The following is a 16,226-nucleotide window of genomic DNA, read 5'->3' on the forward strand; positions in this document are numbered from 1 at the left end:
CTTGCTCAGATGAGTCCGCCGCGTCGCGCAGCCTTGAGCGCGTCGCGTCGGTTGCTCACTTCCAACTTGCGATAGATCCCGCGAAGATGCGTCTTGATGGTGTTGACGGAAAGGAACAGCGTGTCGGCAATGGACTCGGTGGTGTCTCCGGAAGCCAGTTCACGGAGCACGGTGTATTCGCCTGGCGTGAGGATCGGTGCACTCACCAATTCTTGTGGGCGAATGCGGCTACGTACCTGTTCGGCAAATGCTTCCTGATCGCCGAAATGTCCACTGAACTCGTCGAACACCGGCCGCAGGGATGCGCCGTAGTCGAGGAAGGGGCGTAGCAGGCTACCGGCTTCCGCGGCGCGCAGCGCTTTGTGGAGGGAGCGAAACGACTTGCGCTCGTGACCTGTTGCAGCGTGGATCCCGGCTTCGAGTGTCCAGGCGTAGACGTGATGTGCGAGCAACGGGATTTCGGAGGACCCGAGAGCTTCGGAAACTTCGACGAGTGCTTCCGCGAACTTGTTGGACGAGAAGGCGACGGCACCCCGTGCGAGATGTATCTCCGACGTTTCTCCGAATTGATCGGCTGCGTCACGCACGAGTCTCGCTGCCCATTCCACCTCGCCGACGGAAAGGCATGCGTGGACGACGGGTGGTAGAAGAGCCAAGGTCGCGAACGCGAAGGTACGTAATTCGATCGCGCTGAGCATCGCGTCGCGGACATCGGCGGCGGTCGAGCGTCGGTCGGTCGAGCCGTCGAGACTGTGAAGGCCGAAGGTTACGACGGAGTGCCACCCGAACACCGGCGCGCTGGCGCCGAGAACGTCTGTGCTCCGGTAGTTTCCGATTGTCGGGATGCGGTACGGGAGTTCGCTCGAAGCGCAGAGATATGTGGCAAAGGCGGCCACCGACGCGGACAACTCGTACTCCGCAGTCGTCGTGATGCGATGTTCGACCGCGTAGTCGAGAGCGTAGACGGAGTGAGCCCTCATCGCCCCGATGTCTCCGCTGAGAGAAGCTACGTAGCCCAGTCCGGTCAGCGACTTCAAGACGAATCGCGCCCTGCCCCGTATTGTCCCGAGTGCGACGGCTTGAGTGTATTCGACAGTCGCCCTGTCGAACTCACGTCGCAGTAAGTGTGCCGTCGCCAATTCCATGTGTGCGTAGGCTTCGATGTCGGAGTGGGTGCTTTTCTGACGCCGCTCCAGACGTGCCGCCAGCGGCTCGTTGTCGGAAGTCGCCGTAACGCAGGAGATTTCCAGGCTCATCGCCAGGAACAATGGATCTTCTGCAATCGGTGGATGAGTTGCCTCGAGAAGATCGAGGCACGTGGTCGCCGAGGTCACGTCACCGGAGTGGAGGGCGGCCGCCGCCAGCACCAGTCGGGTGATCGGGGATTCCGAAACCTGCGTCGACACCGATTCCAGGACTCGCACGACGTCCCCGCAGTGCCCGTCGAGTACGAGGCCCAGCCCGCAGCGTTCGAGAAACGCGAGAATGCGGTGTGGGTCTCCGATCGACACCTCGAGTTCGAGCGCCTCGAGTTCGAAGTGATTGCTTTCGAACCAGCTTGCTGCTCGCAGGTGTACGCGGTTTCTCTCGACGTGATCGACGCGACGGAACTCTGCCCGAAGGTGCTCGCGCAAGAGAGGGTGATAGCTGAACCACGTTGTGTGGTCGGCGGAATCGGTACGGGTCACGGGGAAGTTGAACTGAATCAGCGAGTCGATCTCGGATAGAGCGTTCGAGTCCGTCAGAGTTTCCGCCAGTTGGGCGGAGAAAGAATCGACCACCGATGTTCGCAACATGAACGAGGTGACATGTTCGGGCAAGGACGTCAGTACCTCGTCGACGAGAAAGTCGGCGATCGGGCGGGGTGTGTGCGTGAACTCGTTCAGTGCATCGCCGATGTCACTGCGGCCAGCCAGAAACGCGGCGGTCAGGCGAACGACGGCGCCCCACCCCTTGGTGAAGTTCTCGACGATTGCGAGTTCGTCGTCGCGCAGCGTGATGTCGTACTCGCCGAATATCGCGGTGATCTCGGAGCGATCGAAAGCGAGATCGGTGGATGCAAAGCGGGTGAGTCGGCCGTCGAGAGCCAGACGATGCCACGTGAGCGGTGGTTCGTAGCGGGCGGCAACGATAATCGACAGGTTGCCCGGGGTCTGTGTGAGTATCCGATCGAGGAGACCGATCGACATCGGATCGTGGAGGGTGTGAACGTCGTCGAGGATCAACGTTGTTCGGCGCTCGTGCGTTTCGAGGGTTTCCGCAAAGTGCGCGAGCCACTGCTCGACGGGCGGCCTGGATCCGGTCTGCACGGGGAGCCTCTGGCCGGCCGCATCGACGGAGGTCGCGATCGCCTCGGCGAGGGATTCACACAGTATCGACACGTTGTTGTCGCGCTCGGCCAACGTCAGCCAGGCCAGCGCAACATCAGGGGAGGCTCGAGAATATTCGCGAGCCCAATCGGCCAGAAGTAGGGTCTTCCCCGCACCGGCCGGAGCCGAGAGCAACCCGACAGGCCCGGGGCCTGAGCCTTTGGTGGCAGTGGATGCGGTGAGTTTGCGGTGCAGGCGCGGACGCGCGACCAGTCCTTTCACGGCAGTTGGCGGGTGAAAACGACCGTTGAGTGCGGCGCCTGGCACGTGCGCTTGCCCGACGCGGTGAGCCGCGTCGAGCGTTACTGCAGCGGCATCACGAAATGGGCTGCTCATCCGACTCCTGTTCGACTGGCTGCACTGGACGTGACCGCTGGATCGAAATTTTGAACGAGTTAGATGATGTGAAACTACCCAATTCGGACACCAAATAAGCGTCCAAGTCGAAAATTCGGACCAAAGTCCCTGATTTAGTGGAGTGAATTTCGAACAATGAATGGTGTCGCCAGTTCTACCGCCCGAACGGCGGGGTGCGAGCAAACCTCGAATAGCGGTCGAATACCTTTTCCAGGCCCACGAGATCCGGATCTGACAACAAGGCTGCCAGAAGTACACGTGCCTGCCCGGCTCGAAGATCGGTGGAAAATACAGCGCCTGCGGCGATCAAGTCGTGCCCGCCACCACCGCCACCGTAAACCGGGGAGATTGGCCCCGAGGGCACCCGAGTTGTCACGGCTACCGGAATGTGAGCGCCTACGCAGTCTCGTACGGCCTCGACTATCGTCGGATTGGCATTTCCCGAACCGAGTCCGTCGAGAACAAGTCCCTGCGCCCCGGCGTGCACGCAGGCGTCGATTTGTACGCGGTCTGCCCCGGGATACACGGCGATGATGTCAACGCGGGTGTCCGAAATCGGATGCCACGGCAATGGTTCGGGATTACGCAGCAGGAGCGGATCGATGTGCACGCGGCGGAAGGCATCGAGTGCCGTCGTATCGGACTTTCGCGTACCTGCGGCTGGATGGACCGAACCGCCGAAGGCGATGAGGACACCACGCCCGTGTGACGAGATGTCCAGTCCGGCTGAGATCGCCGCGGCGAGATTCGAACGAGCGTCGGATTCGGGATGGTCGAAAGTGCGCTGCGCGCCGGTGAAGACCACCGGGCGTTGGTCGTCGTGGTGCAGGTCCAACAAGAACGCAGTTTCCTCCATCGTGTCGGTGCCGTGAAGCACGACCACCGAGTCGAGTCCGGGATCTTTCAATTGATCGGCTACGGCGTCGCGAACACGATCCATGTCCGCGAAGGTCATGCTCGAGCTGTCCTTCGACATCACGTCGACGACTCGAAGCTCGATGTCGTTCTGCTCGTTGCCGACCAGATCTGCACCGGTGATTGCGGGCCGGCTGATTCCATGCGCATCCCGGGTGCTGGCGATGGTGCCACCGGTAGTGACAACTGCGACTTTCGACACTGTGGTCCTTTCACGTCAAGCTGCGGGGTGGTGGATGGCCAACTCGCGAATACGATTCCTGGCGGCGTACCAACCAATCATCAAGAGCGGTGCGATGATCGCGATGGATCCGACGGTCCACGTTCCAACAGGGTTGTCGAATGCCATCAACACGATAACGACCGCAAGAAAGACCAGTGTCGCGATCCCGGTGTACGGTGCGCCGAATATGCGGAAGGAAGGGCGAGTGACTTTGCCTTGTTTCGCAAGTTGCCAGAGCCTCAACTGGCACAGCACAATTACCGCCCATGCACTGATGATGCCCAGTGCCGCAAGATTGAGGACTATTTCGAAGGCTTGCGCTGGGACAACAGCATTGAGCCCGACGCCGAACAGGATGACCACGCCGGTGAGTGCGATTCCCCCGTACGGCACTCCGGCTTTGTTCATTCTGGCAGCGAAGGCAGGCGCCGAACCGGCCGTCGCCATCGAATGGAGTATTCGTCCGGTCGAATACAGTCCGGCATTGAGGGAAGACAACGCCGCCGTGAGAACGACCAGATTCATGATCGCATCTGCGCCTTGGATGTTGATCGAACCGAAGAATGTGACGAATGGACTTTCACCGGCGTGGTATTCGGTGTACGGGAGCAACAGCGAGAGCAGCAGGACCGACCCCACGTAGAAGACGAGGATCCGAATGATCACTGTGTTGATCGCCTTGGGTATCACCTTCCGGGGATTTTCGGTCTCTCCAGCCGTGGTCCCCACGAGTTCAATTGAAGCGTAAGCGAACACGACGCCCTGAATCACCACGACTGCCGGGAGTATTCCGTTGGGGAACAGCCCACCGTTGTCGGCGATCAGGCTGAATCCGGAGGAATGCCCTTCGATGGGCGTGCCGAAGAGTACGAAATAGACACCGAACCCGAGGAATGCGGTCAAGGCCACGACCTTGATCAACGCGAACCAGAACTCCAACTCTCCGAAGACTTTCACGGACACGAGATTCAGTCCGAGAACCAGCAACACCGCGATCAGAGCGAACATCCACTGATCGATGTGTCCCAGTGGCGCCCAGTACTTTTTGAAGAAGTTCATGTACAACGCCACAGCCGTGACGTCGACCACGGCAGTCATTGCCCAGTTCATCCAGTACAACCAGCCCGCAGCGAAAGCCATCTTTTCGCCGAAGAATTCGCGTGCGTAGGAAACGAAGGATCCGGAAGTCGGTCGGTGCATCACCAGTTCGCCGAGCGCCCTCAGGATCAGGAACGCGAAGAATCCGCACAGCGCGTACACGAGAACCAAGGCCGGGCCCGCCTGTTGTAGTCGCCCTCCCGCCCCCATGAAAAGGCCGGTTCCGATCGCGCCACCGATCGCGATCATCTGAATTTGTCTGGGGCCGAGCGCCTTCTGATATCCGAGATCCTCCTCAGTGGCAACTTCGGCGCGGCCTGTCTCTTCCCGTTCGACGGTCATCAAACCTCCTCCGCAACAGCGGTGGCATGAGGCTTCTCCCCCGAAACGCGGAGATTGGCGAGATGTTCGGGGCTGAGCAACCGATCGAGTTCCTCGCGGTCGAGCAGGCCGGCTTCGATTACGAGATCGGCGACGCGACGCCCGGAAATCAACGCCTCCTGGGCGATCCGAGTGGACGCGGTATATCCGATGTAGGGGTTGAGCGCGGTGACGAGGCCGATGGAGTCTTCGACTCGGGCGCGCAGCAGTTCGGTGTTAGCCGTGATGCCGAGTACGCACCGGTCCGCCAAAATGCGGCAAGCCGCACCGAGGTGTCGCATTCCTTCGGACAGTGAGTGCACGATGATCGGCTCGAAAGCGTTGAGTTGGAGCTGACCGGATTCCGCAGCCATCGTGATCGTCACGTCGTTGCCGATGACTTCGTACGCGACCTGATTGAGGACTTCGGGAATGACAGGATTGACCTTGCCCGGCATGATCGACGAACCTGCCTGCACCGGTGGAAGATTGATCTCGTTCAATCCGGCTCGCGGGCCCGAAGAGAGCAGTCGGAGATCGTTGCACACCTTGGACAACTTCACAGCGACCCGCTTGAGGACGCCGGAGAGGTGGACGAACTGGCCCACGTCTTGGGTCGCTTCGACCAGATCCGTTGCCAACACCAGCGGCAGTCCGGTCAGTGCGCCCAGGTCGGAACAGGCCACCTCGGCGTAGCCGGCGGGTGCGTTGAGGCCAGTGCCGATAGCAGTCGCGCCGAGGTTGATCTCGTGAACGAGAAGAGCGGCCTCAGCCAGACGCGCCCGATCCTCCTCGATCATGACCGCGTAGGTCCCGAACTCCTGACCCAGAGTCATCGGCACGGCGTCCTGCAGTTGGGTGCGTCCCATCTTCACTGTGTCGGCGAACTGAAGAGACTTGGTCGTGAATGCGTTCTGGAGTGTAAGAAGTGCATCCAGCAGGTCATCGATCGCGAAGATCGTCGAGATATTCACGGCCGTGGGGTAGACGTCGTTGGTCGATTGGCTCAGGTTCACGTGTTCATTGGGGTGAAGCCGTTCGTAGTCGCCGCGCTGGTGGCCGAGGATTTCCAACGCGCGATTGGCGATGACCTCGTTCGCATTCATGTTCGTCGACGTGCCGGCGCCCCCCTGGATGACGTCCACCACGAACTGTTCGTGCCACCGCCCGTCCACGATCTCCTTGCATGCCTGTGAGATGGCCTCCGCGCGCGGGCGGTCGAGGATGCCCAGCTTTTCGTTTGCGCTGGCTGCGGCCCACTTGACGTAAGCGATGCCGCGGATCAGATGCGGGTTCGTGGCGATTGTTCGACCAGTGATCGGGAAGTTCTCCATTGCGCGCAAGGTGTGGATACCCCAGTACGAATCGGCTGGAACCTCGCGATCGCCGAGCAGATCGTGTTCTGTTCGCGTTTCGAGCACTTGATCAATTCCTCGTGTCTCTTCGCGCAAGCATCACTCTGCGCGGTGGGTGTATTTCGGGATCGCAGCGCTGACGGTCGAGTAGTAGTCCCGCCCAGCTATCGGGCTATCAGGCTGTCTGACAGGTGTAATTGTTACCTCGCTCACTCCGGCACGTCAACCCTTCATCAAGTGCGATGTTTGACGCGGGTCTTCGGCAGTCGCAACAATGACGGCATGAACCTGTCAGACAGCTGGGCCACCAGGCGACCCGTCGCCTCGCGGGTGAGTGCTGCCGAGGCGGTTCTCGCCGACCTCCGTGCCGCAATAACCTCCGGCGAACTGGCAGTCGGAGAGCGTCTCCCGTCCGAGGCGTCCCTGGCCGAAAGACACGGGGTCAGTCGATCGGTCATCCGTGAAGCCCTGCGCTCGTGCCATGCCCTCGGGCTCACCGAGACAAAATCCGGGCTCGGCACCTTCGTCGTCAGTGATTCGATAGCGCGAGACCTCGATTTCGGCAGTTACGCGGCCAACGAATTGGTCGAAGCACGGCCTCATGTCGAAATTCCGGCCGCAGGATGGGCTGCGCAACGGCACACCGCGGAGGAACTGGCAGCCCTCCGCGGACTGGTACAGCAGATGCGTGACGAGGACGATCCGCTCGTATGGGTTGCACTCGACGCCCAATTTCACGGACTGATCGCGAAAGCCAGTAGGAATCGTGTCTTCGAGTCGGTAATCGTCGATATCCGTGAAGCGCTGACAAGGCAATCCGAGACACTCAATCTTGTTGCAGGTCGCCAGGAAAAGTCGAACGAGGAACACGAACGAATAGTCGAAGGAATTGCATCCGGGAGTTACGACCACGCCTCCAGGGCGATGGCCGAACACCTGGACGCCGTCAGGATGACGCTCGAAACACTTGTCCAAGAAAGTGATTCGTTGTGATGGCGCGGCCGCGCAAGTCTGTCCTCGCCTGCGCAATCTTCGCGGCATCGGTGACCGGAGCGTTGGCTGGCTGCAGTTCGTCCGACACCCCGCTGACGCCGACAACCGCGGCGTCAGCACCAACAACGGCAGCTGTACCGCCTACGGGTGTAAATCCACCATCGACGCCGGAATCCGAACGCGCGCTCTTCGATGCTGTGGACCGCAATGATCCCGCAGCTGTTACCGCTGCCCTGACTGCCGGCGCGAACATCGAAGCGCGCGGCGAGGGCGAACGGACTCCACTCGTCGAGGCCACCAAGAACAACGCCGTCGCTGCGGCTTCTACGTTGATTTTTGCCGGCGCTGACGTGAACGCGAAGGACTCCATGCAGGATTCGGCCTTCCTGTATTCCGGAGCCGAGGGTTTGAACGAGATTCTGGCGCTCACGCTCGCCCACGGCGCGGACGTCGACAGCGTGAACCGTTACGGCGGTACGGCGCTGATTCCGGCGAGTGAACACGCGCATGTCGAGACCGTCCGGATGCTGATCGCTGCCGGGGTTCCGGTCAATCACATCAACGATCCCGGGTGGACGGCGCTACTCGAAGCCGTTGTGTACGGCGATGGTTCGGCGCGCTATATCGACGTGATCACTCAGCTTCTCGACGCGGGGGCAGATCCCTCGATCCGCGATGCATCGGGGAAGACCGCGTTGGACAATGCCGAAAGTCGTGGTCAGTCGGACGTTGTGGCGCTGCTTCAATCGCGGAGCTGACGCCAACGAGTCGGGCTCAGCCCGTAGGCCTGTCGAAAGCGTCGGCTGAAGTGTCCGGCGTCGACAAACCCCGCCCGGTGCGCAACGGTCGCGATCGGCAGATCGACGGTAGCGGGTCGAGCCAGTTCGTCCCGAGCCTTCTGCAGGCGCTGGGTGATGATCCACTGTTCGATCCGAAAGCCGTTGTCCGAGCAGATCTTGTACAGCTGTCGCAGTGAGATGTTGTGGGCTTGAGCAATTCGTGCGGGATTCAGTGTCGGATCGTGAAGGTGTTCACGGATGTATCGACGGATCGAAGTCATGGCAAGGGCCGATCTCGGAGCGGATGCGTCAGGATTCGCATGTGCGATCGAAGCGACCAAAGCACGTGCGAGTTCGATCGAGGCCTCGCCCAATTGTTCGGCGGCAGGATCGGTCTCCAACAGAGCGGCGCTGCGGAACAATTCACGAACGTGCGCGATCATCACGGGGTACAGATTGCTGTGATGAGGCCGGGTAGCTGCGTCCCGCACGGTGTCGATCGGCAGTCCCAGCCGATCCATCGGAACGTAGAGGCACTGGGAAGCGCCCGTTCCCGGCCAGGAGAAATCGTAGGTCGACGTCAGGTCCGTCATCAACAGCTCACCGGCGGGCACTCTGCGTTGTTCGTCGTGCTGATCTAGATGGCCGATCCCGATCTCCTGCAGGGCAATCGCAAGGACGGGCATCGACGCGGACCGGACGTGACGTGGTGTTCGGGTCAACCGCATACCGGTCGACTCGGAGCGGAACAGTGATGCTGCACCGAGGTTCCACACGTTCATTCTCGCGCTCACCCGTTCCGGGTTCTCCAAGTGGATTGCACACGGGACCGAGGCACGACCCATCGCGTCGACAAAGGCGTCCGCGCGTTGGTCAGGCTCCAACACGGAAGTATCCAGGAGCAAAGCCATGCAGCCCTGATACCCCGCGATGCGGACGCTCAACCAGAAGTTGTGCAGTGTGAGCTCAAAAGTCTGCACGGACAGTCACGTCCGTCGCAGCAGGTATTTCTAGGATCGAAACGGGCGTGTCCCGGCCTACCGCAGTTTCTCGCTTTTCGACGAGAGTGAAGGAAACGCATGAAGATCTCACGTGTATTCACCGCAGTTCTGGCGTTACTCATGACAGTCGCGGCTGGAGTGATCTTCGGCTCCGGCGCTGCGGTGGCGAGCCCCAAGCCAACCGTCGTTCTCGTCCACGGCGCTTTTGCCGACGCGACCAGTTGGGACGGCGTTGCCGCCGATCTACGCTCGCGTGGCTATCGCGTCGTGACGCCGGACAATCCTCTACGCGGGCCCGCTTACGACGCGTCCGTGATCGAGAAGACGGTTGCGGACATCGACGGACCTGTCGTGCTCGTCGGACACTCGTACGGCGGCGCGGTGATCACCAATGTTCACGACCCGAAGGTGCAGTCGTTGGTGTACATCGCGGCGTTTGCTCCGGTTCAGGGTGAGCCGGTGCAGATCACGATCGATCCCATCAGGTTTCCTGGCAGCCAATTGCTTCCTCCGGCTCTGGGATTGAAGATCGTCGACGATCCTCACGCGATCGGCGGGAAGAACGCCGACGGCTACGTCACGGACGAGTATTTCCATTCCGTCTTCGCTCAGGATGTTTCCGACGAGACAGCGGCAACGATGTTGGCGCATCAGAAGTCTGCGGCTTTGTGGGCGAACCTCGAGCTCGGCGGGCCACCGTCGTGGGCGAACACACCGAGCTGGTATCTGGTTGCCGGTGAGGATCGCGTGATCCCAGCATCGGCGCAGCGGTTCATGGCAAATCGGATGGGCGCGAACACCAGCGAACTCCCGACCTCGCACGCATCGCTGGTTTCCCGGCCAGGGGCAGTGGCAGACGTGATCGTGGCGGCCGCTCACGGGTGAGTGTGCGACCGCCACGAAAGTAGAACAGGGTCAGGCGGAAACGATTACCGAGGAGCCGTGTCCGAACAGACCTTGGTTGGCGGTGATACCGATGCGGGCGCCTTCGACCTGACGGCCTTCGGCCTGTCCACGAAGCTGCCAAGTGAGCTCGCACACCTGCGCAAGTGCCTGTGCGGGAACGGCTTCGCCGAAGCACGCGAGACCGCCGGACGGATTGACCGGGATGCGGCCTCCGATACTGGTGTCACCCGCACGCAGGAGGTGCTCGGCCTCGCCCCGCTTGCAGAGGGCAAGGTCTTCGATCCAGTCCAGTTCCACGGAGGTAGCGAGGTCGTAGACTTCGGCGACGTCGACGTCCTCGGGAGAGATCCCGGCTTCTTCGTATGCGGCGTAGCCGATGGATTCCTTGAACGTGCGCTCCGGAGCGGGAACGGCGGAGCTGGAATCGGTGGAGAAGTTCGGCATGTCCATGATCGTCTGGGGGAACGTCGGCGTGACTGTCGAAATAGCCTTGATGCGAACAGGTTCCGCGATGCCCATCTTGCGGGCGTATTCCATCGACGTCAGCAAGATTGCGGCGCCGCCGTCGGACGTCGCGCAGATGTCGAGCAGGTGAAGGGGATTGGACACCACGGGGGAGGCCAACACGTTCTCGACGGTGACTTCCTTGCGGTAGCGCGCATTCGGATTGCTCAGCCCGTGCCTGGCGTTCTTGACCTTCACGTTGGCGAAATCCTCCGCGGTGGCGCCGTAGAGGTCGATGCGACGACGCGCGTTGAGCGCGAAGTACGCCGGGTTGGTCATACCCATGAGGCGGAAGCGCAGCCAGTCCGGGTCGTCCCAACGCTCACCGGCGACGGGAGCGAGGAAGCCCTTCGGCGTGGTGTCGGCGCCGACGACCAGGGCAACTTCGCTGAGGCCGGCCAGGATTCGTGCGCGAGCGGTGTCGAGTGCCTGGGCTCCCGTCGCACACGCGGCGTACGACGTGGCGACGCGAGCGCCGTTCCAGCCGAGTGCCTGCGCGAAGGTGGCTCCGGCGACGTATCCGCCGTACCCGTTGCGGACGGTCTCGCCGCCGACGATGAAGTCGACATCCTGCCAATTCACACCCGAATCGGCGAGCGCGGCGCGAGCGGCCGCAACGCCGTATTTCACGAACGACTGCCCCCACTTGCCCCAGGGGTGCATACCGACACCGAGTACTGCGACGTCCTTGCTCATGACTGCAACTCCTGATCAGCTGCGGCGACAGGCTTCCATCGCCACGTCGTACGTACTCCGGTTTCGTCGGTGTACAGCGGCTCGACAACCAATTCGACGGTATTGCCGACCTTGAGATCGTCGACGCCGAATCCGTCGGCCACCTGGCCGAGGATGACGATGCCCTCGGGCAGTTCGACTGCTGCGAGAGCAAAAGGCTCGTACGGATCCGAGCGCGGGATGTACGGCGGCGGGGGCTGGTACTGCGCGTCGGTGTACGACCAGACAGTGCCGCGGCGGGAGAGTTCCACGTCGTCGAACTCCTCGCTGAAGCAGCTCGGGTTCTTGCAGAACGTCGCCTCACGAGGGAAGGAAATGGTGCCGCAGGATTGGCACTTCGTGCCGATCAGAGCAGGTTCGTCGCCGGTGGTGAACCAACCCTCTACTGCAGGTGTCACACTCCCGTTCGGCGCCGGCGTTGCAGTCTCGCTCATGCAATCCTCATCTGGTTGGCGAGCGTGATCCGGGGATCGTGGCTCGCTGTGCCGCTTACTGGAACAGGTTGCAGTATTACACGATTTCGGCCGCTGACGGGCATAAATTTTCGCTGAGTGGGACGTTGCCGGAACGCAGACGGCCCCGCCGGGCAGACGAGTCTGCAGGCGGGGCGGTGTGCGTGAAAGTAGCTGTTTACCTGTAGTGGATCAGCGAACGCGTACGGGTCGACCGAATCGACGCGTCGGTTTCACTCGGGCCGCAGCGTCGAGGATGGAGGTGATCTCGACCTGATCCAGAACCTTTTCGCGGGCACGATCGTGCGCAGCGCCGCGTTCCAGTTCCGCCTTGTCGATGGCGTGCCAGCCCTCGCGGTCGACGACGTCGGACTGTCGCGCCCGGACCAGACGATCGACTGCGGAGTCGTCTGCGACCGGGTTGGTCAGGCGTCCGTCGTTGAAGTCGTCGACGAGCATCCTGATCGTTTCCTGCGCGCAGGACTTGTTGGTGCCGATGAACCCACTCGGTCCGCGCTTGATCCAACCGGTCGCGTAGACCCCGGTGGCGGGATCACCGTTCGGAGTTTCGAGGACTCGGCCGTTCTCGTTCGGAATGACCGACGCACGCTCGTCGAACGGGACGCCGGGGATGGGCACTCCGCGGTAGCCGATCGAGGTGAGGACCAAGCCGGTATCAATGGTCTCGGTATCGCCGGTTGCTTCGATCTGCACGGTTCCGTTGGCGTCGACAAGAGCGTTGCGAGCGAACTCGATTCCGCTGACCTGATCGTCGCCGGTGATCGAGGTCGGTGTGAGCAGGTAGCGCAACGTGATGCGCTTGTTGCCGACGTCGACGTGATCGCGGTTCTTCAGTGCTTCGAGGAGACGCAACTTCTGCTCGACGGCATGCGGAAGCTCGCCGCGTTTTGCCAGTTCTTCGGTGGCCGAGTCGAGAACCATGTCGTCGGGTCCGACAGAGAGTTCGATGTCCGGCAGTGCCATCAGGCCGGTGAACTCGGGGACTGTGAACGCGGACTGCGCGATTCCGCGTCGACCCACGATGACAACTTCTTCGACGCGACTCTTCCGCAGAGCGGCGAGTGCGTGAGCGGAGATGTCAGTGCCCGCCAACTTCTCGGGATCGGCCGTCAGAATGCGAGCGACGTCGAGCGCGACGTTTCCGTTTCCGATGATGACCGCGCGGCGATGCGAGAGATCGAAGACGTCGTCGGCGTGATCGGGGTGGCCGTTGTACCAGGCCACGAAGTCGGTGGCCGAGGCCGTGCCAGGCAGATCAGCGCCCGGAATGCCGAGACCACGGTCGGACGAAGCGCCGACTGCGTAGAGCACCGCATGGTGATTTTCGAGCAGTTCGCTGTGCGAGATGTGCTTGCCGATCTCGACGTTGAGGTAGAACTCGAAACCCTTTTGTGCGGCGATCTTGTCGAACAAGCGAGTGACCTGCTTGGTCTTCTGATGGTCCGGAGCAACGCCGGCGCGAACCAAGCCGTAAGGCACAGGAAGGCGATCGAAGACGTTGACCTGCACGTCAGGCTGAGTCAGCAACTCGTCCGCGGCGTACATCGCCGACGGTCCGGAACCGACGATCGCAACGCGCAACGGCGGTCGGCCCTTGTCGACGTGGGCTGCCGGGATGACCTTGGCGAGAAGCGGCCTGGGTCGCTCTTCCTTGTAGAAGTCCGCATTGATGGACAGGAAGACTCGCTGCGGGTCGGTCAGCTTCGACTCGGGGACGATGGCGTCGACCGGGCAGGCCGAGACGCATGCGCCACAGTCGACGCAGGCCTGCGGATCGATGTGCAGCATCTCGGCGGTGAGGAAGTCCGGCTCGTCCGGCGTCGGATGGATGCAGTTGACCGGGCAGGCGTAGACGCACGAGGCGTCGCTGCAACAGGACTGCGTGACTACGTGTGGCATGGCGCTATGAGTCCGATCTCGACTGTCCGGGAGCTACGCGGCGGCGTTGTGCGAGCTGCGGTGAGGTTCGCTACGGAAGCGTGATGCGCGGCCGTCCATCTTGCAGGCCTTCCACACCAGGCGCGAGGCACGGTTCATCAGGCCGGTGTCGGTGGCCAGCATGCGGACGTCACCGAAGTAGTTGCGCAGGGTCTGGCGCGACTCGGGCAGATCCCAGAACAGGTCCTTCTTCACGGACTTCGGGATGTCGAACTGCTTCCAGAAGGACTTCGGCGGGATGACGATGGCGTCACAGAGAATGCGCATGACGATCGGGAACAGCAGCGAGAGGACGAACCGGTTCGGGCGTGACATCAGCGGGATGCGACGGCTCAGAAGCTTGTGCGCGAACGAGATATGACGCGCTTCCTCGGCTACGTGGATGGCCATGACCGACTGCATGATCGGGTGGATCTGGCCGCCGGCGCGCAGGATGCTCTTCTGAATGTGGTCGATCGGCTCTTCACCGGCGAGGACACCGACGAAGAACAGTTCGGGGAACGGACCCGCAGCGAGGGGGATGAAGGGTGCAAGCATCTTCATCGGACGGCTCATGCCGGGAGCGTCGGCACCGATGCGGTTGACCATCTCCTGGAACATCATCGTGTGGTTGCACTCTTCGACCGACTCGTGCGTGCAGTAACGCGCCTCGGCCGAATCGTTGGGCAGCGAGAAGACGTACTGCATCATGCCGCGGATCAGAATGTTCTCGAACTGGAGACCGACCTTCGCGACATTGGCCTGGCGCCACATGCCGATTTCGATCTGCCTGGCCTCGGACTGCGACTGGTACCACGGGTGAGCACCCAGCGGATCTGTCTCGGCCGGGAGGATCCAGCGGCGATCGTTCGGGACGACGGCAAACTCGGGGGAGTCCCAGTCGATGTCGAGGTACGGGTCGAAGTGCTTGTGCACCGAGCCCTCGGACAGGAGTCGAAGCGTCTCGTTGTACGAGTCGTCGGATGCTTCTCCGCGCTTGTCGAGCGGCGATGTGAGCGTCATGGCGTCTCCTCTTCGTTTCGGTCACCGCTGGTATTTCTCGCGGTGTTCGGTGGAATCGAGGGCCGGTTGTGTGATCGCTGGCACTCGGTCTGGATTTAATGTAACCCGAGGTATCAGGAAAAGCTAGTGGCAGATACTCCTGAATCCCGACGAATTCTTGACACGGCCGAAACGGCGCCATAACTTACTTTTGAGTAATTTCCGCGGTGCGTCCGAAGTGGGCTGTTCAGGGACGGGTTCGCACCGAATCGCACGCGAAGATCGAACCGAGGCCGACGTGATCAGATCGATTCTCAGCAATCTTGCATTGAGACCGCCGACGCGTCTGCGCTCCCTTGTTCCGTCTCGCGGCGTCACGCTTTCCGACAAGACCATCGTCCTGACGGGAGCCTCGTCGGGGATCGGTGAGGCGACAGCTCATCTTTTGGCTCGTCGGGGAGCCGAGATGATCCTGGTCGCGCGCGGTGAGGAAAACCTCGAACACGTACGGGACGAGATTCACCGCAGGGGAGGATGGGCACACATCGTGCCTGCGGACCTCTCCCGCGGTGAAGCCGTTGACGAACTCGCGGAGACGATCGCGGATCGATTCGGGTCGGTCGACATCCTCGTCAACAATGCGGGTCGCTCGATCCGGCGTACCGCGTTGGATTCGGTCGACCGATTCCATGACTACGAGCGCACCATGGCGCTGAACTACTTCGGGCCGACAAGACTGACGTTGCGGCTACTGCCCGCGATGCTCGAGGCGAAGTCCGGACACATCATCAACGTCGGAACCTGGGGAGTCACTGCGGGCGTGATGCCCAGGTTCAGCGCCTATCACGCGTCGAAGTCTGCTCTCAGTGCATTCGGCCGAAGCCTCGGCGCGGAATGTCACGGCACCGGTGTCGATGTCACCACAGTGCAATTCCCACTCATACGAACACCGATGATCGCGCCGACGGCGGATTACGTGAGCCAGCCGGCGCTGACGGCCGATCAAGCTGCATCGTGGATCTTGAGGGCGATCAATACGCGTCCCGTCGAGCTGTATCCGCGGTACGCGGGGCTGTTACGAGCGATTGACGTTGTATCCCCTTCTGCCACTGACGCTCTCGTGCGAAGGGCTGGGATCTGAGGGGCTGGGATTTGAGGGGTTGGGATTTGAGGGGTTGGGATCTGACCAGAAACGTGCACCAGCACCGAGGCATGGTTCGTCCCCGGTGCTGATGTATT

The 16,226-nt window shown here is 61.6% G+C and carries 13 protein-coding genes; 4 read left to right on the plus strand and 9 right to left on the minus strand.

Annotated elements, in window-relative coordinates:
* Positions 1-5: 5 nt before the first annotated feature.
* The 4 genes from YH3_RS13570 to YH3_RS13585 all read right to left on the minus strand — a co-directional run bounded on the left by YH3_RS13570 (position 6) and on the right by YH3_RS13585 (position 6,743).
* Positions 6-2,705, minus strand: coding sequence for a LuxR C-terminal-related transcriptional regulator (locus YH3_RS13570; protein WP_054188265.1), 2,700 nt, complete (start codon positions 2,703-2,705; stop codon positions 6-8).
* A gap of 175 nt (positions 2,706-2,880) precedes the next feature.
* A complete protein-coding gene (locus tag YH3_RS13575) occupies positions 2,881-3,843 on the minus strand; it encodes an asparaginase (protein ID WP_054188264.1) in 963 nt (320 codons plus the stop codon).
* A gap of 15 nt (positions 3,844-3,858) precedes the next feature.
* Positions 3,859-5,304, minus strand: a complete 1,446-nt coding sequence (locus YH3_RS13580; RefSeq protein ID WP_007730398.1) for an amino acid permease — start codon at positions 5,302-5,304, stop codon at positions 3,859-3,861.
* Positions 5,304-6,743 carry an aspartate ammonia-lyase gene (locus YH3_RS13585; protein WP_050655022.1) on the minus strand — a complete coding sequence of 480 codons (1,440 nt, stop codon included), beginning with the start codon at positions 6,741-6,743 and terminating at the stop codon, positions 5,304-5,306. Before YH3_RS13585 ends, YH3_RS13580 begins: the two co-directional genes overlap by 1 nt.
* A gap of 216 nt (positions 6,744-6,959) precedes the next feature.
* Here YH3_RS13585 and YH3_RS13590 point away from each other — a divergent pair, with 216 nt between their 5' ends.
* Entirely contained in the window at positions 6,960-7,670 is a 711-nt protein-coding gene (locus YH3_RS13590; protein WP_039973154.1) for a FadR/GntR family transcriptional regulator, read from the plus strand.
* Positions 7,670-8,428, plus strand: coding sequence for an ankyrin repeat domain-containing protein (locus YH3_RS13595; protein ID WP_007730406.1), 759 nt, complete (start codon positions 7,670-7,672; stop codon positions 8,426-8,428). Before YH3_RS13590 ends, YH3_RS13595 begins: the two co-directional genes overlap by 1 nt.
* Here the strand turns inward: YH3_RS13595 and YH3_RS13600 are convergent.
* On the minus strand, positions 8,413-9,429 hold the full coding sequence (locus YH3_RS13600; RefSeq protein WP_230587526.1) for a helix-turn-helix domain-containing protein: 1,017 nt from the start codon (positions 9,427-9,429) through the stop codon (positions 8,413-8,415). The two genes, YH3_RS13595 and YH3_RS13600, sit on opposite strands and share 16 nt — an antisense overlap.
* A gap of 99 nt (positions 9,430-9,528) precedes the next feature.
* Here YH3_RS13600 and YH3_RS13605 point away from each other — a divergent pair, with 99 nt between their 5' ends.
* Entirely contained in the window at positions 9,529-10,335 is an 807-nt protein-coding gene (locus YH3_RS13605; RefSeq protein WP_030536147.1) for an alpha/beta fold hydrolase, read from the plus strand.
* Positions 10,336-10,365: 30 nt separating this feature from the next.
* Here the strand turns inward: YH3_RS13605 and YH3_RS13610 are convergent, their stop codons facing one another.
* The 4 genes from YH3_RS13610 to YH3_RS13625 all read right to left on the minus strand — a co-directional run bounded on the left by YH3_RS13610 (position 10,366) and on the right by YH3_RS13625 (position 15,008).
* Positions 10,366-11,556, minus strand: coding sequence for a lipid-transfer protein (locus tag YH3_RS13610; RefSeq protein WP_030536146.1), 1,191 nt, complete (start codon positions 11,554-11,556; stop codon positions 10,366-10,368).
* Complete coding sequence (locus YH3_RS13615; protein WP_003943075.1) at positions 11,553-12,029, minus strand: Zn-ribbon domain-containing OB-fold protein; 477 nt, start codon at positions 12,027-12,029, stop codon at positions 11,553-11,555. Before YH3_RS13615 ends, YH3_RS13610 begins: the two co-directional genes overlap by 4 nt.
* Positions 12,030-12,239: 210 nt before the next feature.
* Positions 12,240-13,967 (minus strand): FAD-dependent oxidoreductase, encoded by a 1,728-nt coding sequence (locus tag YH3_RS13620; protein ID WP_064443581.1) that lies wholly within the window; start codon positions 13,965-13,967, stop codon positions 12,240-12,242.
* 33 nt (positions 13,968-14,000) lie between these two features.
* Positions 14,001-15,008 carry a diiron oxygenase gene (locus tag YH3_RS13625; protein WP_003943163.1) on the minus strand — a complete coding sequence of 336 codons (1,008 nt, stop codon included), beginning with the start codon at positions 15,006-15,008 and terminating at the stop codon, positions 14,001-14,003.
* Between the two features lie 277 nt (positions 15,009-15,285).
* On the opposite strand from YH3_RS13625, the gene YH3_RS13630 reads away from it, so the two are divergent.
* Positions 15,286-16,128: an SDR family oxidoreductase gene (locus YH3_RS13630; RefSeq protein ID WP_074447109.1), complete on the plus strand. Its 843-nt coding sequence runs from the start codon at positions 15,286-15,288 to the stop codon at positions 16,126-16,128.
* Positions 16,129-16,226 lie beyond the last annotated feature (98 nt).

Source organism: Rhodococcus sp. YH3-3 (assembly GCF_001653035.1).
In the GTDB taxonomy this organism is placed as follows: Bacteria; Actinomycetota; Actinomycetes; order Mycobacteriales; family Mycobacteriaceae; genus Rhodococcus_F; species Rhodococcus_F qingshengii.